Origin of the sequence: Clostridium kluyveri (assembly GCF_001902295.1) — a bacterium.
Lineage (GTDB): Bacteria > Bacillota > Clostridia > Clostridiales > Clostridiaceae > Clostridium_B > Clostridium_B kluyveri_B.
In genome coordinates, this window is the sequence record NZ_CP018335.1 from 3,399,919 (window position 1) to 3,422,432 (window position 22,514).

21 protein-coding genes and 1 other annotated feature (1 of these 22 running past the window's edge) are annotated in these 22,514 nt (G+C 33.9%); of the genes, 7 read left to right on the forward strand and 14 right to left on the reverse strand.

Annotated features, from left to right (window positions below; genetic code table 11):
* Positions 1 to 131 (reverse strand) — a binding site (T-box leader) (it extends 151 nt beyond the left edge of the window).
* A 124-nt stretch (positions 132 to 255) separates the two neighbouring features.
* Positions 256 to 1,392, reverse strand: a complete 1,137-nt coding sequence (locus BS101_RS16460; protein WP_242951310.1) for an ISAs1 family transposase — start codon at positions 1,390 to 1,392, stop codon at positions 256 to 258.
* Positions 1,393 to 1,703: 311 nt separating this feature from the next.
* Here BS101_RS16460 and BS101_RS16465 point away from each other — a divergent pair, with 311 nt between their 5' ends.
* Positions 1,704 to 2,621 carry a DMT family transporter gene (locus tag BS101_RS16465; RefSeq protein WP_073539813.1) on the forward strand — a complete coding sequence of 306 codons (918 nt, stop codon included), beginning with the start codon at positions 1,704 to 1,706 and terminating at the stop codon, positions 2,619 to 2,621.
* A gap of 38 nt (positions 2,622 to 2,659) precedes the next feature.
* On the opposite strand, the gene BS101_RS16470 is transcribed toward BS101_RS16465, so the two are convergent.
* From BS101_RS16470 to BS101_RS16500, 7 genes are all read right to left on the reverse strand, one after another.
* Positions 2,660 to 3,832, reverse strand: a complete 1,173-nt coding sequence (locus BS101_RS16470) for an iron-containing alcohol dehydrogenase (RefSeq protein WP_083585753.1) — start codon at positions 3,830 to 3,832, stop codon at positions 2,660 to 2,662.
* A gap of 226 nt (positions 3,833 to 4,058) precedes the next feature.
* Entirely contained in the window at positions 4,059 to 4,964 is a 906-nt protein-coding gene (locus BS101_RS16475; protein ID WP_073539814.1) for a glycyl-radical enzyme activating protein, read from the reverse strand.
* 72 nt (positions 4,965 to 5,036) lie between these two features.
* On the reverse strand, positions 5,037 to 7,406 hold the full coding sequence (locus BS101_RS16480) for a glycyl radical protein (protein WP_073539815.1): 2,370 nt from the start codon (positions 7,404 to 7,406) through the stop codon (positions 5,037 to 5,039).
* A gap of 115 nt (positions 7,407 to 7,521) precedes the next feature.
* The gene (locus BS101_RS16485) at positions 7,522 to 8,070 is read right to left on the reverse strand and encodes a helix-turn-helix domain-containing protein (protein ID WP_073539816.1); all 549 of its coding nucleotides are present in this window, start codon (positions 8,068 to 8,070) and stop codon (positions 7,522 to 7,524) included.
* Between the two features lie 86 nt (positions 8,071 to 8,156).
* Positions 8,157 to 9,473 carry a sensor histidine kinase gene (locus BS101_RS16490; RefSeq protein WP_073539817.1) on the reverse strand — a complete coding sequence of 439 codons (1,317 nt, stop codon included), beginning with the start codon at positions 9,471 to 9,473 and terminating at the stop codon, positions 8,157 to 8,159.
* 1 nt (position 9,474) lies between these two features.
* Complete coding sequence (locus BS101_RS16495; protein ID WP_073539818.1) at positions 9,475 to 10,161, reverse strand: response regulator transcription factor; 687 nt, start codon at positions 10,159 to 10,161, stop codon at positions 9,475 to 9,477.
* Between the two features lie 155 nt (positions 10,162 to 10,316).
* Positions 10,317 to 10,757, reverse strand: coding sequence for a sialidase family protein (locus BS101_RS16500; protein WP_073539819.1), 441 nt, complete (start codon positions 10,755 to 10,757; stop codon positions 10,317 to 10,319).
* Positions 10,758 to 11,086: 329 nt separating this feature from the next.
* On the opposite strand from BS101_RS16500, the gene BS101_RS16505 reads away from it, so the two are divergent.
* The 4 genes from BS101_RS16505 (at position 11,087) to BS101_RS16515 (ending at position 14,722) form a co-directional block, all read left to right on the forward strand.
* Positions 11,087 to 12,367, forward strand: coding sequence for a methyl-accepting chemotaxis protein (locus tag BS101_RS16505; RefSeq protein WP_073539820.1), 1,281 nt, complete (start codon positions 11,087 to 11,089; stop codon positions 12,365 to 12,367).
* 133 nt (positions 12,368 to 12,500) lie between these two features.
* The gene (locus BS101_RS22930) at positions 12,501 to 12,677 is read left to right on the forward strand and encodes a hypothetical protein (protein ID WP_156876071.1); all 177 of its coding nucleotides are present in this window, start codon (positions 12,501 to 12,503) and stop codon (positions 12,675 to 12,677) included.
* A 151-nt stretch (positions 12,678 to 12,828) separates the two neighbouring features.
* Complete coding sequence (locus BS101_RS16510) at positions 12,829 to 13,560, forward strand: ABC transporter ATP-binding protein (RefSeq protein WP_073539821.1); 732 nt, start codon at positions 12,829 to 12,831, stop codon at positions 13,558 to 13,560.
* On the forward strand, positions 13,553 to 14,722 hold the full coding sequence (locus BS101_RS16515; RefSeq protein ID WP_073539822.1) for an ABC transporter permease: 1,170 nt from the start codon (positions 13,553 to 13,555) through the stop codon (positions 14,720 to 14,722). Before BS101_RS16510 ends, BS101_RS16515 begins: the two co-directional genes overlap by 8 nt.
* A 354-nt stretch (positions 14,723 to 15,076) precedes the next feature.
* On the opposite strand, the gene BS101_RS16520 is transcribed toward BS101_RS16515, so the two are convergent.
* Both BS101_RS16520 and BS101_RS16525 read right to left on the reverse strand, forming a co-directional pair.
* Positions 15,077 to 15,298 carry a hypothetical protein gene (locus BS101_RS16520; protein WP_073539823.1) on the reverse strand — a complete coding sequence of 74 codons (222 nt, stop codon included), beginning with the start codon at positions 15,296 to 15,298 and terminating at the stop codon, positions 15,077 to 15,079.
* A 31-nt stretch (positions 15,299 to 15,329) separates the two neighbouring features.
* Positions 15,330 to 16,253 (reverse strand): LysR family transcriptional regulator, encoded by a 924-nt coding sequence (locus tag BS101_RS16525; protein ID WP_198039503.1) that lies wholly within the window; start codon positions 16,251 to 16,253, stop codon positions 15,330 to 15,332.
* A gap of 259 nt (positions 16,254 to 16,512) precedes the next feature.
* Here BS101_RS16525 and BS101_RS24415 point away from each other — a divergent pair, with 259 nt between their 5' ends.
* On the forward strand, positions 16,513 to 16,653 hold the full coding sequence (locus BS101_RS24415) for a hypothetical protein (RefSeq protein WP_347472785.1): 141 nt from the start codon (positions 16,513 to 16,515) through the stop codon (positions 16,651 to 16,653).
* Positions 16,654 to 16,882: 229 nt separating this feature from the next.
* On the forward strand, positions 16,883 to 17,068 hold the full coding sequence (locus BS101_RS24420; protein ID WP_073539825.1) for a transposase: 186 nt from the start codon (positions 16,883 to 16,885) through the stop codon (positions 17,066 to 17,068).
* A 364-nt stretch (positions 17,069 to 17,432) separates the two neighbouring features.
* Here the strand turns inward: BS101_RS24420 and BS101_RS16540 are convergent, their stop codons facing one another.
* The 4 genes from BS101_RS16540 to BS101_RS16555 all read right to left on the reverse strand — a co-directional run bounded on the left by BS101_RS16540 (position 17,433) and on the right by BS101_RS16555 (position 22,511).
* Entirely contained in the window at positions 17,433 to 18,404 is a 972-nt protein-coding gene (locus BS101_RS16540) for a sugar phosphate isomerase/epimerase family protein (RefSeq protein ID WP_073539826.1), read from the reverse strand.
* Positions 18,405 to 18,486: 82 nt separating this feature from the next.
* Complete coding sequence (locus BS101_RS16545; RefSeq protein ID WP_073539827.1) at positions 18,487 to 19,290, reverse strand: pyrroline-5-carboxylate reductase family protein; 804 nt, start codon at positions 19,288 to 19,290, stop codon at positions 18,487 to 18,489.
* Positions 19,291 to 19,320: 30 nt separating this feature from the next.
* Positions 19,321 to 20,112, reverse strand: a complete 792-nt coding sequence (locus BS101_RS16550) for a glycyl-radical enzyme activating protein (RefSeq protein WP_156876072.1) — start codon at positions 20,110 to 20,112, stop codon at positions 19,321 to 19,323.
* Between the two features lie 17 nt (positions 20,113 to 20,129).
* Entirely contained in the window at positions 20,130 to 22,511 is a 2,382-nt protein-coding gene (locus BS101_RS16555; protein WP_073539828.1) for a glycyl radical protein, read from the reverse strand.
* Between the last annotated feature and the right edge of the window lie 3 nt (positions 22,512 to 22,514).

The window sequence follows — 22,514 nt, forward strand, 5'->3', positions numbered from 1 at the left end:
CTTGGCAAAAACCTTTCAACTTGGAGGCTCCAGAGTGATCATTATATATCCATATCAATGCCAACTTACACCTAACATTAGCTCTCTGTAATTGATATATTGAATATTTTTATCTCCGTCACAGCCTTTGCTTTATTAAATTATTAAAGTTTTTATTAAGTATATTATTTTTTAGTCAAATTGTCAATATATTTTCTACAGATTACGGACAAACGCATGAAAACTTACAACTACATAAGTAAGATTACAAGTCGATTATATTTCCATAATTTTACTTATATATTCATCAGGTTTACAATTGATTGAAAATCTTTTTAATTTTAAACTCATTTTTTTTCCCATATCCAATAATTTCAATATAGATAATGCCCATTTTCTTATTATATTCATATTTTTATTTGCTGTTTCCTCAACTGTTTTAATGCTATCCTCTTTAAATGTAACATCTAAATGCCAATGCATTATTTCTATTCCCCAATGGCCTCTTACAGCCTTTTCAAATAAGTTTATTTCAGGGGCCAAACTACTTATGTAATAACGGATTTCTCTACTTTCTTTATCTTTTCTCTTTATAGTTTTTTCTACAATTCCAATACTTTTGAGATTCTTCCATTTTTCTCTATTAGTTAGCCACTTAATGTCCTCTGTTTGATAATATTCCCGTACCTCAATTTGGCCATGTGACTTTTCAACTGTTTTTTTATAATTTCCTTCTTTAATTATTTTTTCCCTAAAATCATCATCTTCGAAATAGATTATTAAATCATCATGCAGTATTTGTTGGTTCCCTTTTACTGCTAACACGTAATCAGCTTTTTTCTTTATTATTTTCTCAGCAATTTTACTTTGTGTTCCCATTGCATCTATTGTTACTATATATCCTTTTATTTGTAATGTATCTAGCAATTCAGGAATTGCTAAAATCTCATTTTCTTTTTCTTTTACTGTAGTTTGTCCAAAACAAACTCCATCTTCATCACACCAGGCTGACACTATGTGTAGTGCGTTTTTATATTCAGTCTTACTTCCTCTCATAGCTTTTCCATCTATGTTAAGTATCTTTTTTATGTTCTCACCATCATTTTTGGATATATATTCATTCCAGGTAGATTGAAGCTGTTGAATTACATTGGGTTCTATCATTCCTATTACTCTTTGGAAAGTATCATGTGATGGAACACCATTTTCTAACTTAAAATACCTTTTTAAAAGTGTTTCATGTAATTTACAAAACACCTCTATCTCAGTCCACTCATTTCCATTTCCTAAAGATGCAATTAAAACCATTCCCACAACTTCATTCATGGGGTATCTTACTTTCTTAAATTGTCTTGGATCATCTATATCTTTCAATGACTCCAAAAAATCATACATATCATAAATATTCTTCATAACTTTAAAACCTCCACTTTTATGATTTTATCAAAAAAAGTGGACATTTTAAATGAAATTTATTTCATGCGTTTGTCCTGTACAGATTATAAGTTGTATTATTAAAGCTATAATTCCTGTATTAAATATCGTTATAGACAAAATCTTCATTGTTTTTAAATGTATATAGCAAATGCCTGTGAAATAAAAAAATTAAAGAGCAATATCATACAAGAATAATATTGCAACTTGTGATAGACTAAGTATCAGATATCTAAGAAGAGAGGAAAAGTTTATAGAAAAAGAAGCATCTATATACAGAAAGGATTTTTATGGACAGGAAAAAGGAAATTACAGGACATTTATTTGCTTTTATTACTATTTTTATTTGGGGAACAACCTTCATATCAACAAAGATACTTTTAGAGGCTATTTCGCCAATAGAGATATTGTTCTTGAGATTTACAACAGGCTTTATTGCACTATTGCTCGTATACCCTCATAAACTCAAAATCAAAGAAAGAAAACAGGAATTGTATTTTGCAGCAGCAGGCTTATGTGGTGTTACACTTTATTTTTTGTTGGAAAATATCGCTCTAACCTATACCTTTGCTTCAAATGTTGGTGTTATTATTTCCATATCTCCATTTTTTACCGCAATTTTTGCACATCTATTTTTAACTAGCGAAAAATGGAATTTAAAATTTTTTATAGGATTTACCGTTGCAGTTATTGGAATCTTTCTCATCAGTTTTAATGGAAACAACATCTTAAAGCTAAATCCGTTAGGTGATATATTGGCTGTTTTGGCTGCTATCATATGGGCTGCCTATTCTATTCTAACAAAGAAAATAAGCGAATTTCACTACAATACTATTCAGACAACATGCAGGATTTTTATTTATGGGCTGGTGTTTATGATACCTGCATTATTTATATTTGGATTTAAACCAAATATGGATTTACTGATACAACCAGTAAATCTATTTAACATCTTATTTTTAGGCTTAGGAGCATCGGCCCTTTGCTTTGTAACCTGGAACTCTGCGGTTAAAATCTTAGGTGCAGTAAAAACCAGTGTATATATTTACATAGTTCCTGTGATAACCGTTATCACTTCTGTTATTGTGCTGCGGGAGAAAATTACAGGTATTACCCTATTCGGAACTATACTTACAATAACAGGGCTATTTATTTCAGAAAATAAAATTTCTATAAAAACAAAAAGGAGACTCGAGAAGATCAGATAACTAAATATGCACTTTATAGGTACTAGTAGTATATATATTTACATAGCAGCTTTAAAAATATTTATTATATCCGCAAAAGTTCCTCTTCTTGGATTTGTAGAAGAACATATATCCTTTTCAGCATTTTTTGAAAGTAGCTCTAAATCATTTTCATCAACTCCAATGGAACTAAGATGAATTGGAAGTCCAATATCCTTACAAAGACTTTGAATGCCATGCTTAATTTTATTTACAGCGTCTTGTTTATCAGTTGCTTTCACTCCCATAGCTTCACTGATTTTAAGAATTCTTTTCTCTGGTATCGATACCGAATTAAACTCCAATACATGAGGCAACAGAGCTGCATTACAAGCTCCATGCATCTCCTCATAAAGTGCACCTATTTGATGAGACATAGAATGAACATACCCAAGCCCTGCATTATTAAGAACCATTCCCCCCATAACGCCGGCAAACATCATCTTTTCCCTGGCTTCCACATCACTTCCATTTTTATATGCTCTTCTTAGGTATCCAAAAACTAACTTTACAGCATCAATTGCCAAACTATCTGTAATAGGTGAAGCCTCTGTAGCAACAAATCCCTCTATTGAATGGGTCAAAACATCAATACCAGAATTTGCAGTTATCTTTGGAGGCATGGTTGTCATGAATCTAAGATCATTTACAGATATTATAGGCATCATTTTTGGATCTGCAATAACCATTTTTACTCTTCTACTATCATCTCTCATAATTGTAACATTAGTTACTTCGGATCCTGAACCAGAGGTGGTATTTATTGATATTACCGGCAAACTAGGTTTTGTCAACTTTTTATATCCTTCATAGTCCTCAATATCTCCACCATTAGTTGCTACAATAGCTATACCTTTTGCACAATCATGGTTAGTTCCACCTCCAACAGATATGATAAAGTGATAGTCCCTTTTCAATATGTTTAATCTTTTTTTAAAGTATGTAAGAGCATCTTCTACAAATGAAATTGTACAATCTGGATGTGAGATTCCATCAAATATATCATAAGAAATAAACAAATCCTTTAATATTTTTTCAACTATTTCAACATGACCAAGCCTTATTATGTTTTTATCTGTAACAATCAGAGCTTTACTTAATTTATATGGAAGTAGTTTTGTATATAAATTCTTAATAGCTCCTATGCCAATAAGATTTACTACAGGCAAACGAAAATCATGAATATTCTCCAATATAATCCCTCCAGATCTCAAGTATATATATTAATTTTATTCTTTCTGTTTACTAGACTGGTTATGCATAAAATATGAGTTATATAGCTGAAAAAATAAAATGAAGCAGTTAGTTACTTTGGCCAATAGAGTAGACGAATTATCATATCTAATCAAACAAAATCTAATAAGTTTTCCATTTACCTTAGTTTCAATATTTTATCTTATCTCCAATATATATATAATCTTATCTATAGCTTACTACCTCAACACCCTCATTTTTAACTATTTTGTATAATTCTCTTAAATCTTCTTGGGATGGAGTTTTAAACTGTTTGGAGGGCTTTTTTAGCCCAAGGGCTTCATATTTACTATTTCCAAATAAGTGATATGGTAATAGCTCTAACTTTGGTTTATCTATACTAGCTTTAACAAATTTAGCAGTTTTTCTAATATTCTCTATACTTGAATTTACTCCATCAATTACTGGTATGCGAACTACCACAGCTACTTTCAATTCTTTAAGTCTTGATATGTTCTCTAATATCCTTTCATTGCTAACTCCTGTATAAAATCTATGTTTATCATCATCCATATGTTTTATATCTATAAATATTAAATTTAATTTTTCCAATATACCTTTCACGTTGTCAAATTGAAAGTAACCAGAAGTTTCAATAGCTAAATCTACAGATTTATCATAGAGTTTATTTACAAGCTCTCTCAACATGTCTATTTGCAGGGTTGCTTCACCTCCAGAAAAGGTAACACCGCCGCCTGAATATCTATAGAATATTCTTTGTTTTTCTATTATTTCTAATATTTGTTCACTATTATAGTGATAAATCAAATTTTTTCTACTATTAGTTGGACATACCTCTGTGCAAAGTCCGCAAGATTTGCATTTTTTTCGTTCAACAATCTGGTTTAAATTTATACTTACTCCATGTGGACATACCTGAACACACCTTCCACATCCTATGCAGGTCTTTTCGTAGTATGCAACCTTGTTATAATTTGTACAACTTTCAGGATTGGAACACCATTGGCATCTGAGGGGACAGCCAGCAAAAAAAATAATCGTTCTAATTCCATTCCCATCATTAACAGAAAAATTCTGTGGTTCCATAAAGTACCCACTTATGCTATTCATATAAATTCCTCCCTGCCCAAAATGAAATATTAGAAAGGGGACACAGCTTAAAACCATGTCCTTATTGTAATTCTAATAATTTTCATGAACTGTTCTTGCAATAATTGCATCTTGCATTGACCTAGATAAATTAACAAATTGTGTACTATACCCTGCAACCCTAACTAACAAATCCTTGTAGTCTCCAGGATTATTTTGAGCTTTACGCAGTGTTTCAGTAGATATGGTATTAAACTGAACATGGAATGCTCCTAGAGAAAAGAAGGATTGAATCATTGCTCCCAAGTTACTTTGTCCCCTTTTAGTATCCACTAAATTCTCATTCAATCTTAAGTTTAATAGTGTTCCACCAGAATGTACATCCTGATTAACTTTTGCTGCTGAACGCATGACTGCCAATGGGGTAGAGGTATCAGACCCTGCAAATGGTGATACCCCTTCAGACAATGGTTCCTTAGCCTTTCTGCCACACGGGGTTGCTCCAACAACTTTTCCTGCAGGCAAATAGTTAGAAATCCCCATGAAGGCAGTGATAAAATTATTACCATTAATGTCCTTATATTGGCGCCCCGCTTTGTAATAATGATTTGCTATTTTAATAGCAATATCATCAACATAGTCTATATCATTTCCATACTTCGGTGCCGCAATAGCTAATTGTCTTAACTCTTCATAACCCTCCCAGTTTGCATCAAGTGCCTTTATCAAAGTTTCCATTGTGGTAACTTTATTTTCAAAAACAAGTTTCTTAATTGCTGCAAGAGAGTTAGATGTAACCGCAAGGCCTATGCCTGTGAGCACAGGCCCTATGTTGTATTTTGCACCAGCGTTAACTAAGTCTTTGCCTTTTATCATACAATCTTCTATACAGGAGGATAAAAATGGTCTTGGAACCATTTCCTTATGAAGTTTCTGTGCTAATAAAGTAGCTATAATTGAGTGTTCAATTAAATTATCGAATTGTTTGTAAAAGGCTTTTTTCACTTCTTCATAAGATTCAAAGCTCACTGGATTTTTCTCATCTAAACCTATTTTCTCACCAGTGATCCTGCTTTTGCCTCTATTTAGTGCAAATTCTAAAGCTGAAGTAAAATTAATATTTACTGCTGAAGTCCATTCACCAGTTTTACGGAAATGTGGTACTACACAGCCACAATTATTCCAATCTCTAGCATCTTCTGGTTCATAGCCTGCATTTATGAGCATTTGATAACCTGCAGCATCATTATGGATTGCAGGAAATCCAGTACCCTTACTTACTAAATAAGTAACCGCATCTAAAAAACTACTAGGGCAGTCCTGATGAATTCTAACACTTAGACCTGGTTGGTGGGTTTTCACTCTTTCGGTGGCTTTCAAGCACATATATGAAAGATCATTTGTAGCATCTTTTCCCTCTCTTGTTTTACCGCCAACTGTAAGATTTTGAAATTGATTATATCCTGCAAAAAATTCAGCAGTATTTGCAGAAATTGTCCAAACCCATTCAGATAACTTTATCCAAAGTAATTCAATAAGCTCCTGTATTTGATCCCTTGTCATGATTCCTTTATCAATATCAGATTTATAGTATGGATACATAAACTGGTCAAATCTCCCTATGTTAAGTGCCAGTGGATTTTCAGATATTATTCCACCAACTTGTGTAAACCAGACAAACTGAATAGCTTCATAAAAAGTGCTAGGAGCCTTTTCAGGTATTTTACTGCATATTTCAGCAATTTTTAAAAGTTCTTTTTTTCTCACGTCATCATTTTCTACACCAGCCATGTCTCTAGCTTTTTCAGCATATCTATTTGCAAGTATAATAATTCCCTGAGAAGTAATTATTATAGAATTGTAAAAATCTTTCTTTTTCATATCTTCTGCTGAAGTAAGAGAAAGCTTGGAAATATTCTCTTTTGCTTGTGTAATAATACCCTCAAAGCCTTTTTTAAATAGAACATCTTGATAATCAGGTGTTATTTCGCCAACAGCCTGTCTCCATTTTGAATCATTATCAACAAAACCAGTATCCACTACAACCTTTGCAGTTTCTTTAGGTAATTGTGCTAAAAATGCCTCTTCCAAGGACTTTCCTTTCCAATACGGAAATATATTTTTTCTCACAAATGCCCTTTGTTCATCCGTCATAACATATGGATCCTGCACTCTTTTATCAAAATTATCCATTTCCCTATCTACCCAGCTCCAGGAGAACTCTGGAGTCAATATACCACATTTTCTGAATTCTCCAATAGCACCAACAATAAGTTCTCCATTAAAAATAGTAACATCAATTTGCTGACAAGTGTCTCTAAACGCCTTGGCTCTTCTTATAGGAATTGATTCACCTTCTGTTTTTTTGTGGGATTCTGTCCAAATCCTTGCCCTTTGGTATGAAATTGCCGGTTTTGCATTTATATAATTCTGTCTTAGATATTCAATTCTCTCTGTAATCATATTCTTTATCTCCTTTCATCTTTATATTTATTTTATCACATATTTCGTGCGTTATAGCATACAAAATTTCTAAAATAAATCCAGAATACATTTTTAATAATACTCTGGGTTTATTTCAATATTTAACTATATTTTGAAATACAGCTTCAATATCATATGGATTACTATAGGTATGATTTCTGTTTGCCTTAAATTTTAATGCTGAAGGAGCCGTAAGTTCAAAAATTTGCTCTTCTACAGTTATCACTACAGTGCCTTTTGTCACTACAACATATTCTTCCGCTGAATTTTGATGCGGTGTAGAAATATGTTTAGCACCAGGGAGCAGTTTAATATAAAAATATTCAAATCCTGATATTGGATTAAAAGGGAATACATCATATAATATCATTTTCCCATCTGATTCATATACAGGTTTTATACTATCTATTGATATTGCTTCAAAATTATTGGTTTCACTCCCTAGTATTTCAGAAAATGAAATTTTGAGCCCTGTAGAAATTTTCCATAATATTGATATTGTAGGATTTGATTCGCCTCTTTCAATTTGACCGAGCATTGCTTTACTCACTTCAGTAAGTTTAGATGCTTCCTCTAAAGTCAATCCCCTTTCAAATCTCACTCTTTTTAAAACAGAGCCTATATTAGATGTTGGATCATTCAATTTACATCAGCCTTTCTTAAGGTTGTCACTTAAAAATATCAGCTAAATAATTACTTGCCAATATCAATAAAAAGATTATCAACACATTATAATGCATAAATTCCAAGTGTAAAAGTAAAAGTAGTACTCTCATTCTCTACACTTTCAGCATAAATCTTGCCACCCAAACTATCTATAATAGCCTTTGCAATGGACAGTCCTAATCCATAGCCGCCATTTTCATGAGTTCTGGATGGATCCACCCTGTAAAACCTGTCAAATAGCTTGGGAAGATCTTGTTTGGATATTCCCTTTCCACTGTTTTTAATAGAAAATACAATATAGCGTTTTGTTTTTTTCAATGATATATTAATATATCCTTTTTCATCTGTATATTTTATGGCATTATCAAGCAAAATCATAACAACTTGTTTAATTTGTTCCGAATCACCTTTTACCATTATATCCTGTTCTACTTTATGAGAAAGCTTAATACCTTTTTCAAAAGCAACAGCTTCCATTGACAGCACTACATTGTTTACAATACTGCTTATATTTATGGATGAGTAAATCTTGCGTATACTTGCATTCTCAGTTTTAGCCAAATACAAGAGATCATTTATCAGTTTTGTCATTCTGCAAATTTCAGTTTTTATATAATTAAGCCATTTTTTCTGACTTTTGATTGTTTCTTCTTCATTTGCAAGGAGCGCATCTGAATTTGCATTTATAATAGCAAGGGGAGTTTTAAGCTCGTGAGAAGCATCAGCCACAAGCTGCTTTTGCTTTTCCCATACCTCTGCAATAGGTTTAATGGCACGATTAGCAAAATAAAGACTAATGATGAATATAACAATGAGCATAATAATACCCACAAGAATGAAAGTAGCTAACAGTTCTCCTAGTGTCTTATGTGTATCCGTAACATCTAAAAATTTAATCTCATATCCCTTGTCCGTGGTGGTATTTATTGATTGCTGGCCACTTTGAAAAATTACATGATTTTCAACAATAGGTGATAAGGTATACTCCCACAGTTTACCATCAAGGTTTATTGTGGAATTGTTTTTTTTATTATTCCAGGCAAGCTCAGCTGCTTTGTGATAGCTTTCATCAGACATATCAATATAGGAATCAATATCTGATATCTTTCCATCTGAATCTACTCTTATAGAGAAGGAAAGAGAATAATCGGAAGGAATATTGCGAATTATATGTAATCCAGCAGAAACGCTGCCATTGGTCTTTGGTGAATTACTACTGCCTTCAAACCTGATAACAGGTAATGAAAGCAGCTTATTCTGATTTTCCATTTGCATATTGTTATAAGTTATTGTATAAATGACAGCAAACGCCGTAATCATCATCACTGAAATAATTGACATATTAAGAATTAGAAACTTATTACGCAGCCTTTTAAACATATTACTTGCCACCCTTTTCCATACTTATAACATATCCCGCTCCTCGTACTGTTTGGATAAAAACATTTGACTTAATATTTTTTAACTTTTTTCGTATAAAAGATATGTAAACTTCTACGTTATTATATTCCACATCAGTTTCGTAACCCCACAGTTTTTCAACAATAGTATTCTTTGAAATTATAATGCCTTTTCCTTTGATTAGCAGTTCTAACAATTGACATTCTTTTAAGGTCAATCTAAATTCCTGCTTCCTACAGCTTAGTCTCAAATTAAGAGGGTCTAATTCCATATCTCCATATTTTAAAATTCCCTCATTTACCAATTCACTTTTCCTACGCCCTAAAGCCCGCAAACGAGCTAATAATTCCTCCGCCTCAAAGGGTTTTGCCAAATAATCGTCCGCACCGCTGTCTAATCCTCTTACTTTATCCTCTGTTTCCCCTTTTGCTGTCAATAAAATCACAGGGGTTTCAATACCATTTCTACGTAATTCTTTAAGTAAGCTTATACCGTCCATTTTAGGAAGCATAATGTCTAGAATTATTATATCATAAATACCTGAAAGCCCACAGTCCAGTCCACTTTCACCATTATACTCCAAATCAACACTATAGTGATTTCTTTTAAGAATTTGAGCCACTGCTTCTGCCATATACTTTTCATCTTCCACCATTAAAATTCTCATTTTCATATCTCCTCATCCATAAGTTTAAGCTACTAAAAACAGGATACATTCAAAACAAAGGAGCTGCTGTGAAGCTCCTTCGTTTTGAATTGCTTTATAATGGTCTTTTTATCCAAGTAAGTCTGTAATCTCACATTGACTAGTTTTCATAGCTATTAATTAGCCTCAGCTGCACTTTGTGTTTTTACCATTTTAATTTTCTTACCATCTTCACTTACAGTTACACCTTTAGGAACCTCTTTACTCCAGGTTTTACCACCATCCGTAGAGTAGCTTCTAACACCGTTTTCCACTTTTACTGCTAAACCCCCTTTACCTTTAGTATCACCTTCAAGTGAAAGACCTTTTAAAACACCGCCTGTACTGTCTTTGTCTTCATTAACAGTTACACCCTCAGGAGCTTTTCCACTCCATGTCTTACCACCATCTGTGGAATAGCTTCTAACACCATTTACCACTTTACCAAGCAGGGAATTTGTGGAATTTGATGCTAATACCGTTCCGGTTCCTATGGTAGCAGCAAATGCTCCACAAAGAAGAGCAGCACCCATTTTCTTTTTCGTTGTATTCAAAATTAATGATAACCTACTTTTCATATTTTTAATACCTCCAGAATAACTTTTCTTGTAAGCAGCTGCCTTACAGTTTTCATTATAATGGCCATACCTTGAATGACTCTTAAAAAGAAAAACTTTTAGAATTTTATTATCTAATTTTTTAAATTCGAATCATCAACCATTTTCTTTATATTCAAGCAAATTTCCTAGATGACAATTAAATTCTCTACAAATTGCTTATTATAATATATTTTATCTCAATTTTGTTCTGTCATTTTTATTTAAAATAGTGTAGAGTATTTATATGGAATTAAAAATTTTATATTATTACTTTGAATATTAATTATACAAGATGGGTGGATGATATTATGAATAAGATTAAAAATCTTTCAATACGTGTTCGTATTATGCTTCTAGTTTTTTTTGCAATGCTTGTATCAAATATATCTATAGCAGTTACTTTATCCTACAATATCTACAATGATTTTTTTCAAATAATCACTGGAGGGATTATTCTCAAAGCCATACTATTTTTTATAATTTTTGAGGTAATTGCAGCTTCACTGTCAGAATTTGTTATTGTAAAACCTTTAAAAAAAGGCATTATACTTGCAGATTCTATTGCGGATAACGATCTTTCTGTTGACATTGAAACTATTCAATACGGAGAAGCAGGACAGATGATAGAATCCCTTTTAAAGGCAAAAAATAATTTAAAAAACTTAATATCAGAAATACAGAAATCCTCTAAAAAAGTAACTTTCTCATCTGAAAATTTGAATAATGTAATTGTACAAGCTAGTACTCAAATAAATCAAATTAATGAAGGAATTAAAGAACTTATATCTGATTTTCACCGAAATGTTGAAAATATAAAACAATCTTCAATTTCATTATCTGATATAACTGACAATTCACAAAATACTGCTGAACTCGCTTCTAAAATTTTAGAATATACAAAATCAGTAAAGTATGCTGCTGAAAATGGCAAAGTTTCTGTTGATTCTATTGTAGGAGCTATAAATGATCTTGCCTCAAACTCAAAAGATGTAAGTGATGAGGTACTTGAGCTTGAAAAGCAAAGTAATAAAATTGATGAAATTGTTGTTATTATTTCTGGAATTTCAGAACAGACAAATCTTCTTGCCTTAAATGCTGCTATCGAAGCTGCTAGAGCCGGCGAGGCAGGCAGAGGCTTCTCTGTAGTAGCTGAGGAAATAAGAAAACTTGCAGAAGACACCAATAGTTCACTTCAGGATATCGGTAACCTTGTTAAAGATATGAATGCAAAAACTAGAAATGTAGTATCTGCTGTTATGACAACAGAAGAAAAGGTGGAACTTGGGGTTTCTAAATCTAACCAGGTAAAGACAAGCATAGATGAAATTATTGGCAGTATTGAAAATACCTTTAGTATGTTGAATACCATAACTGAGGGAGTTACAACTCAGGCAGCTGCTCTTGAAGAAATGAGTGCAACTATAGATAGTGTGAATTCTACTGTTGAATCAGGAATTGATGTTTCAAATGATATTAAGGAAAAACTGAATATACAAGAAACCTTATTTAATAAAATTGACAGTACTTCTGGTGAATTAGTGGTTTTATCTGAAGACATGAATAATCTTACAAATACATTTAAATTATAATTCTAAGCCTACTCTTATTTTCTATCTTTAAATTTTATTGTAAAATATTACAAAATAACTTTATAAATCGTACCCTTGTAGAATATATATATAATAGTCTTAAATTAATTCTCTAAAGAGGGGAGATGATAATTTGACTAAAGAAGAAATTGCTCTGCAATTGGCCGTAGCAGCTCTGGGCCATTTTAATCTCTTAGAAGAAACTAAAACAGACATAAAATTTGATACAGATAAGCAACTAACCAAACGACTGGGAAAGCATGTTGCTAATTTATACAATACAATCCTTGATAACATAAATGTCAAATAAAACAAAGTACCTAAGATTTATATAAATTAAATCTGGGTACTTTTTTACAAATAAACTCCATCCAGACTTAAAAGTCACTTGATAAATATTGAAAAATACATACTTATATAGTAACTTAATAGTATATGTCTTTATAGAAGGAGGGACATGCATGCTTGAAATAAAAAATATAAGTAAAGAATTTAAAGATATAAAAGCTGTAGACAATCTATCTTTCCATGTAAGTGAAGGAGAAATAGTAGGCCTTCTAGGTGAGAACGGTGCCGGAAAAACCACTACTTTAAGAATGATTTCCACTATGTTAAAACCTACCCGGGGAACTATAGAAGTTAACGGATACGATGTAATTAGAGAACCTTCCAAGGTTAGAGGAGAAATAGGTATTTTATTTGGAGGTGAGGTTGGACTTTATGATAGATTATCAGCAAAAGAGAACATTGAATACTTTGGACGCCTTTATGGAATGACTCAGGAAAAAATAAATAAAAAAGTGGAAGAACTCATAAAAGATCTTGGAATGGAAGAATACATAGACAGAAAAGCAGGCAAATTCTCAAGGGGAATGAAACAGAAGGTATCCATAGCAAAGTCTATAATACATTCTCCAAAAGTAATGCTGTTTGATGAGCCAAGTACCGGACTGGATGTTTCCGCAGCAAGAATAATACATGAATTTATTTTGAAATGTAAAAGTGAAAATAAAATAATTCTTTTATCTTCTCACTCCATGACAGAAGTAGAAAAACTCTGTGACAGAGTTATAATAATCCAAAAAGGAAGACTTATAGAAGAGGGAACCATAGAACAATTAAAGAAAAGATATAATAATTACAACCTTGAAGAAGTATTCATAAAATTAATAGGAGGTAATGTCCATGAATAACTTTTGGATAATTTTCAAGAAAGAACTTATGGATGTTTTTAGGGATAAAAAAACTCTTGTGTTCACTATATTATTGCCTATTATAATGTATCCTGCCATGTTTAAGATAATAGATTTTACTATGAAGGACACTACAAAATCCATTGAAAAAAATATAACCATTGCCTATAAAGGCAGTGAAAGCTCTTCAGTATACACCATGTTAAAAAATCTAAATAACATAACTATAGATAATACAGGCAATGCAAGTGAAAAACTGAAAAAGGGGAAAATATCCCTTATAATTGAAGCTCCTGAAGACTTTGACTTTAAAGTTTCCAATAAAACTGAGGCCACTGTCAAAATAATATATGATAAAGACTCCAGTAAATCCTCCCTGGCATCTTCACTTATAAAAGATACTTTAGATAATTATAATAAATCTATTGTATATAAAAGATTAAGTGAAGAAGGAATCAATACCGATATATTAACTCCTTTTCAAGTAAAAGAGGAAACTTTAGATAATCAAAACGATAATGCCCTAGCCTTTGGAATTTTAAGTGTACTACCTACTATATTAATTATTTTTATGATAAGTCCCACCATAGGAATAGCTGCTGATCTTGTGGCAGGTGAAAAAGAAAGAAACACCTTTGAAGCACTTTTATCCACATCTGTGAAAAGAATGTCTATATTTTGGGGAAAACTTATGGCAATTTCATCTGTGGCACTTATTACATTAATAGTTACATTAGCTTCCATGATAGCCTCCATGCTCTACATATTTTCCTCAGAAGGAAAATTAAGTATTCCCATAGGTGCTTTTATGATTATAGGCATAGTATCTCTGTTTGTGTTAATAGCACTAAGCTCTATAGAAATATCCATAAGTATGTTTGCCCGTTCCATGAAAGAGGCAAATACCTATCTTGGCGGATTTATAATTCCTGTAATGATTTTGACTTACATACCTTTTATGATGGATTCAAAAAATATAGGTTTTCTATTTTTTAATATCCCCATAGTAAATGCAGTGGTAGTTATGAAAGAAGCTATTGCAGGAGTATTTAACCCTACTCATATTACAGTAGTTTTATTATGGCATATTGTATATGTAATAGCTTCCGTATTTTTGGCAAAATTTATGTTTTCCAAAGAAGAAGTTGTATTTAGATCTTAATAATTAACCATTACTTCCAACTATGAGTTTTGAAAATTAAAGTCCCCATCTAATATGTGGGGACTATTTTACACTTATTTAGAAACTGTTGTAAATTTTATGCTTCTTTTTTGTTTCATCAACTTGCCAGAAGTATTTTTTAAATTGTTAATTGTTATTGTATAGGATGTATTAACATCATTCTCTCTCCGCTTTACACCACACTTATATTTAATTTATCCTACTTATCCACAACACCCCATTCATTCCACCTTCACATTTTTCGACGAATCTACAATTTTGATACTCATAAATGAAGCAAACGAACATAGAAAAATATCAATTACCCAAATCAGTGTATAGCCACCGGTTGCTTCAATAAACACGCCTCCAAGCCACGAACTGAGGAAACCTCCAATCTGATGGCAAAAAAAGAAATCCTATCAGCGTTGCGATTTTAGCTGCGGAAAATTCTCTGTTTACGATTCCAGATGTAGGTGAAACTGTGGCATCCCCACTCAAGCCAAGACCGATACTGAACACCAGGGAAGTGGCTGGATTTTTCGGAAGCAGGAACAGATATAGGGCTACCACCATTATACATTCCCACCCCTACCTATCATATAAGTTATTTTTCTGTTCCAATACAATATCTATTAATTAAGTCCAAAAACAGTTTTATTACAGGATTTGCATTATTGGGATTTACTACACAAACATAAGAGTCAGAGTATTCGGAATCAAACTTTATAGAGTGATAGTGTGGACTATTTAACAATATTGGATCATATGGATTTGAAATAGTAAGTCCATTATACGATAGTACCTTAAAGTAAGCAACTTCTGACGAAGCCACTTCCACCTGATGAACATTTGTAAGATCAAAACGATCTTTGAAAATTTTATCCACCTGATATCCATTTGGTGCAGTTAGAAAAAAGGTCTCTCCACAAAGATCATTATAATCAAGAGTTTGTTTATTTGCTAGCCTATGATGAGTAGACATAACAATTAGAGTTTCTACTTCTTTCAATGGTATAACAGTAAAGCCTGATTTGTCCCAATGAGGGAAATCAAGACCAATAGCAATATCTATGCTCTCATTTTTAAGTCCTTTGATTTGTTCCCATGAAAATAATTTATTACATCGTATCTGTAGTGATGACCATGTTTCACGTAGTTCATTAATAATAGGAAAAAACATATATTCTGAATAATAACCGGATTGAAAAGAGATAGATAATGAACCTATTTTCCCTTCCGAAGCAATTTTTGCCATATTAAGAGTATAATTTATCTCCGAGATTGCTGCTTTCACACCTTCATATAGTATTTGTCCAGGCTCAGTAAGGCGAATTGGTTTACTATTTCGATTGAAAAGAGCGTAGCCTAATTCATCTTCCAACAACTGTATATGCCGACTTATTGTTGGTTGGGATGTATAGACTTGTTCTGCCGCATGGGTAAAATTTCCCGTTTCAGCAACTGAAATAAAATATTTGAGTTGTAGTAAAGTCATATTAATCTCCATTCCGCCGCCAAGCGGCAGCACAAATAGTAATGAAAGTTTTTGACTACCTCTACTTTTTTGCTACAATAGTTTCAAGAAGCTACACTACAAAGCACGGTAGGAGGAGTCGTAAAAACTCTCTTCGTTTTATACAGCATATTAATCAGTGTAAGTCTCACCTTTCAAGCACAAATAAGTGGCTCTATAAGATCGTACACTAAGAATTGTTTTAACACCTAGTTAAATGTGTGGTGAGGCAGTCAATGGCTTCTTTATTTTATTACAAAAGGAGTTTTTAACCATGAAAGTTGTTTATCAAACCTGTTGTGGTGTCGATGTTCATAAATCTTTTCTCGTTGCCACTATTATCAAAACCACTTCTGGTGCTGAACCATCCTATCACAAGAAGCGTTTCTCCACCTTTAACAATTCTATTCTGTAATTCAAAGACTGGTTGATTGAAAATCAATGTCGTGATGTCTGCATGGAATCTGTTGGTAAATACTAGGTTCCTGTGTTTAACCTTTCGGAAAACGAAATTAATGTCACCATAACTAACCCTAAGTGGGTGAAAGCTGTAAAAGGAAACAAGGACGAAGAAATATCTTCCAGACTACTTCGTTCGCGCACATATGGATTATATCACATCTACCATCAATGATATAGACTCTATGATTAATTCTTTGATTGCTCCGTATGAAAATGCTGTCCAGTTACTGTGTACCATTCCAGGTATAAAACGTGATAGTGCAATCACTATCACCTCTGAAATTGGTGCCGATATGTCTCAGTTTTCCTCTTCAAAACGTTTATGCTGTTGGGCAGGATTAATTTCTGAATCGCTAGAAGCTTCGTGATTTTTAATCTATAACCTACACTTTTTCAAAAGCTACCTTTTAGATAGCTTAGTAAAGTGCGCCATTCTTTGGCTGTCCTCTACTTTCTTTCACACTACCTCCATAGATTATTATTGTAAATAAATCCTTGAAAATATGCTTTTTACTATATTATAAACATATTCTCTTTTCTTCATACACTTCTCTTTCTTATTTTCGGTATAGCAATCCTTCCAATCTTCATGGACTTGCTCCTTACCTGTATATTTTTCTGTCCTAGATTATTTTTATAAAATAAAACAGCATGATCAGGTATACGAGTTTTAATCGATTACCCAATCATGCTTAACAGCTCAGTTCAATTTACACTAAATTTCCCGTGGAATTATTTGTTCAAAAAGTAATTACTATCGCCGTAGATCTTTGCAGGATTGTAACCGATTCCTAATTCTTTATACATATATTCAATAGAATCACGTAAGCCATTCAGTTCTAACTCTCGACCTTCTTCAATAGTATAGCCAGAAAGAGGTAATTCGATTTCAAGATCAATGGTATCCAGACCTTCTGGTGCTTCTTCTCTCAAAATATCCATGATAGCCTTGCAGTCAACATTTCCCGCTCCGATTGCTGTACCAAGTGAATGTGTTCCATCAGGATCTGCAAATACTCTATTATCACAGAAATGTACACAATAACAATATGGTGCCATTTTACGGACACAATCTGCAATACCTTCCATAACCATTAATGAATTGATCGTATCACAGCATGCACCTATCAGCGGATGATTCAGCTGTTCAACCAGCCAGATTACTTCATCTGCGAACAGATCACAATGGTTCTCGATTGCAATTTTCATACCATATTCCTCAATAAGTGGAATATTATCATGGAACTGATTATAAATTTCAACCAGCTGTGCCATAACAGAAGGTGCTAAGCAAGAGTGAGAAGATTTCTCTGGATGCTCTACATCTGTGCTATACTTCACAAGGTTACATCCTAATTTATGTGCAATATTTAAGGAATCTACAACATTGCAATTTACACGAGGATCAGAAGGAGCATTGAAAGAAACGTTAAGCTCAAGTTCAATACCTGCATCCTCAGCAATTTTACGGCACTCTGCCAAATGTTCGTCTGATGTATCATTCTGGATATCTACCAAAGTTATATGAAGAACATCCAGTCCAACTTCTGCTGCAATGTTTACCAAATCTTTAAATGTTGCTACCTGTTCAAATGCATGATGTTCTCCAAATTCCTGAAATCCCCAGCTCTCGCCAAAACCTGAAAGGTGCAGCGTATAACTATGCATTCCAATTTTAAATTTTCTGTCGTGATTCTTAATCATGTTTTTTCTCCTTTATTTTGAAAATTTTATTTTACACTGTATCTGACTTAAGTACAACTTATCATTGGTTTATTTTTATTAATTATTGATTTCCAAGTTTCCTGCAGTGATCAACTGAGACTTTTACAAACTCTTCAAATATTGCATCAAATCCCATAGATTCAATCTTTTCCAATGCTGTTACCGTAGCACCACCAGGTAATCTAAGTGCAGTTTCAAGATCCTTCAGACTGATATCGGAAGAAAGTATCATTTCCGCACTTCCCTTAACTGTCTGAGCAAATAAACGAATTGCTGAGTCGGGATTCAGTCCTAACTTTTCTGCCTCTTTTACCATTAGGTTGGATATATGATAAATAAATCCAGGTGTCGAACCATTAAAAGGAAGTATTTCAGCCATCATACCGTCTGGAATCTCTTCCACAAGACCACATGATCTAAGGATTGATGTAACATTCTCTACATCTTCATCCGTGCAGTTTTCATTACGTGATACCGCAAATGCACCTTCTCCTACCTGTGAACTCATGTTAGGCATGCAAATCACAACCTTGCAGTCCTTGCCAAGATGTTCTTTATACCAAGGCTGCTCAACACCAGTTACTACTGTTAACATCAGCTGTCCCGGTCTATAGCATGCTTTCAGTTCATCGATGATAAATCCGACAACCTTAGGTGTTACTCCGAGAACCAGCATTTCTGAATTATCAACAAGCTCCTTCATGCTATCAAATGTTGCATAACCTTTGGATGCATAATCTTCACGTACACCTTCGTTAATATCGTAAACACCAATTTCTGAAGGGTCATACCCCTCTTTAAGTTCTGCTCCTCTGTGCATTGCACGAATAATATTTCCTGCAGCAATAAATCCATAACGTAACATAATTGTATCCACCTTTCTCTTAAATCTATTTTAAATTATTGTTCTAACATATTTGTTTGTAATGTACGCACACTGCTCCATATGCTCTTTTGAAGGAGTCTCAATATCGGGAAGCTGATACGTAAGTCCCAATTTACGGTAAGTATCCGTTCCAAGACGATGATAAGGCAATAGTTGCAGATGATCCACACCCGGTAGTTCAGCAAGAAACCTTCCAAGGAGCTCCAGATCCTTTTTGGAATCATTCACTCCTGGAATCAGCGGTCTACGAATAATCAGCTTCATACTACTTCTCTTAGCCCCAGCTTTACGAATGTTGCTAAGAATGACGTCATTGGGAACCCCTATATACTTTTTATGGTTTTCTGGATCCATTAGTTTCAAATCCACAAAAGCAGTATTTGTACATCTTAGAATAGTCTCGATCTTATTCCAGTCCCCGTAAAAAGAGGTTTCGATACAAGTGTCAATTCCTTCCCAGCATGCACGGCGCACTAAATTATAAACAAACTCGGATTGTGTAAGAATTTCTCCTCCGGATACCGTCATACCACCACCTGAATGAAAATAAAAAGGAATATCTTTTCGAACTTCTACCATAACCTCTTCAACAGTCATACTACGGCCATAGGTAATACTTCCATCCATAGTTGTCTGAATCCGTTTATCATGACTTTCAGGAGTTGAACACCACTGGCATCGCAGAGGGCATCCTTTCATAAATACAACTGTCCGAAGTCCATCTCCATCGAAAATGGAACTTTTTTCAATACGAAGTACAGAGCCTGAAAGATCCATATTTTCATAACTTTTATAGCTCATTATATTGACCCTTTCTATCAACCCCAGCTTTCAATCTCCGTACGCTGAATAATATCATTCTGGATATCCCTGCCCAGCTCTACAAAGAATGCTGTATAGCCTGCAACTCGTACTAAAAGATCTCTATGATCGTCCGGATTCTCCTGTGCATCCAAAAGAACTTCGGCATCGATAATATTATACTGTGTATGATAAATATCCAATGTACACTGAGTCTTCAACATAACCATCATATTATTTAGTCCACGCTCGCCTTCAAGAAGTTTCGGATCAATCTTTAGATTCATCTGTGTTCCCTGAGTAAAACGTGTATGTGGTAAGTTACTTATAGATTTCAAAAGTGCAGTAGCACCATTTACATCAGTACCACCTGTAGCACCGATACCATCTGCAAGAGGTGTCCATGCTTTACGTCCAGAAGGAAGCGCTCCTACGCTTTGTCCGATTGGCACGTTACCAGATACGGGAAGCATACCTGCTGTCAATTTACCAAATGGTGAATCATATTTCTCAATCTGATCCACAAGATAGTTGTAGATTTCTCCAGCACAAAAATCAGCCTTGGGATCATCATTTCCGTATTTTGGCGCATCCATACACATCTTATAGATATCATCATATCCTTCAAAATTTGCATCCAACGCTTTGCAAAGTTCATCCATAGTCAATTTCTTTTCATCGTAAATAAGATTTTTAATATCTGCCACAGAATTAATGATGTCTGCCTGTCCAATGATATTGATACCATTACCTACATTAAACTCAGCTCCTCCATTTGCGTAATCTTTGCCTACCTTCATACAGTTCGGATATGTCAACGAAAGCGCTGCAACTGGACGATAATTCTCGCTAAGATAATCCAAATAGGAGTTCATTGTTGCCATGGTATGTGTGAAATAAGCAATCTGTTTTTTGATTGCTGCCATAAAATCGTCGAATGTCTTAAAGTCACGAGGATCGCCAGTCTGAATAGAAATCTGCTCACCGGTCTTACGGCTCTTACCATTATTCATAACCATATCTACAACGCCACCCATGCTGATTTCACCGATATCAGTATAAGATTTTAAACGTCCTTCCAGATTCGTCTCAACGCAGCCACATGGAGTCCAGTCCCATGCCTGTGACATTGGAATACCCTTATTAAGAAGCATCTTGATACCAGCATCATCATGATAGATAGCAGGCATCGTACGTCCCATACGGATGCACTCTGCAGCTTTTCTTAAGAATGAATCCGGGTTTTTGGAAATATTGTAACGAACGGTCATGTTTGGTTCTTTCAGGGCAGTATCTTCTGTAGCCTGAATTGTCATATAGGAAAGATCATTAACAGCGTCATTTCCATATTGATCAATACCACCTGCGCAAACCTGAACAGTCATATTATAACCTGCGGAGAAAGCAGCACTTTCACCGTCTTGAAATAACCCCATTTCTGCAATCTTAATCCAAAAACAATCCATAAGTTCCTGAGCTTCATCCTGTGTCAATATACCATCTTTAATATCTTTCTTATAATAATCAATAAGATACTGATCCATACGACCTAAATTGTAGGAAGAGGCATTCTGCTCCATGAAGATACAGAACTCATAAGTAAGCATACTCTGCAGTGCCTCATAGAAGTTGCGAGGTGGATTTGCAGGAACGTTGCGGTTCACTTCTGCAATTTTTAACAGTTCTGCCTTACGTATCTCATCTGTTTCTTCTGCTGCCATCTTCTCAGCTAGATCTGCATGACGGTTAGCAAGTGCAATGATACCTTCAGCTGAAATAATAAGCGATTTATAGAAGATTATCTGTTTCAGTACATCTTCTCCATTTGCATCATCAAGAGCAGCAAGTTTTTCTTCAGCTTCTTTCTTAATTCCAGAAATACCTTTTTCAAGAAGAGTTCTCCATCCAGGTGTATTCTCACCATATCCACGAACAAACTTTTTATCAACATACAGCATTCCGCCATCACGCATTGTTCTTACATCTTCAGGCATCATTGCATTCCAACGATCAAGAACACATTTACCTCTCCAATAAGGAGCCACTTCATCCATGAAGAGTTTCTTGTTCTCATCAGACAGATAAAATGGATCATATTTACGTGTACTGATAGTATCCAGCTCTTTCTCAATTACGGAGCAAGCAGAATCTGGATTGAGGATTCCCGCACGTGGTTTGAATGCAACACCGCCAACTAAAAGTTCATTGTCCTGAATGTAAATCGGTTTATTCTCATATACATTCTTCATAGCGGTAGCTTTCTGAATCTGCCATGGCTGGCCTTCTGTGGCTTTAAATCCTTGGGTTACATAGTAAGCATCCAGAATGTCCATTTCAACACGATGAGACATATAATTTTCTCTCAGTGCCTGTATTCTCTGCATATAATCTTTTAACATGAT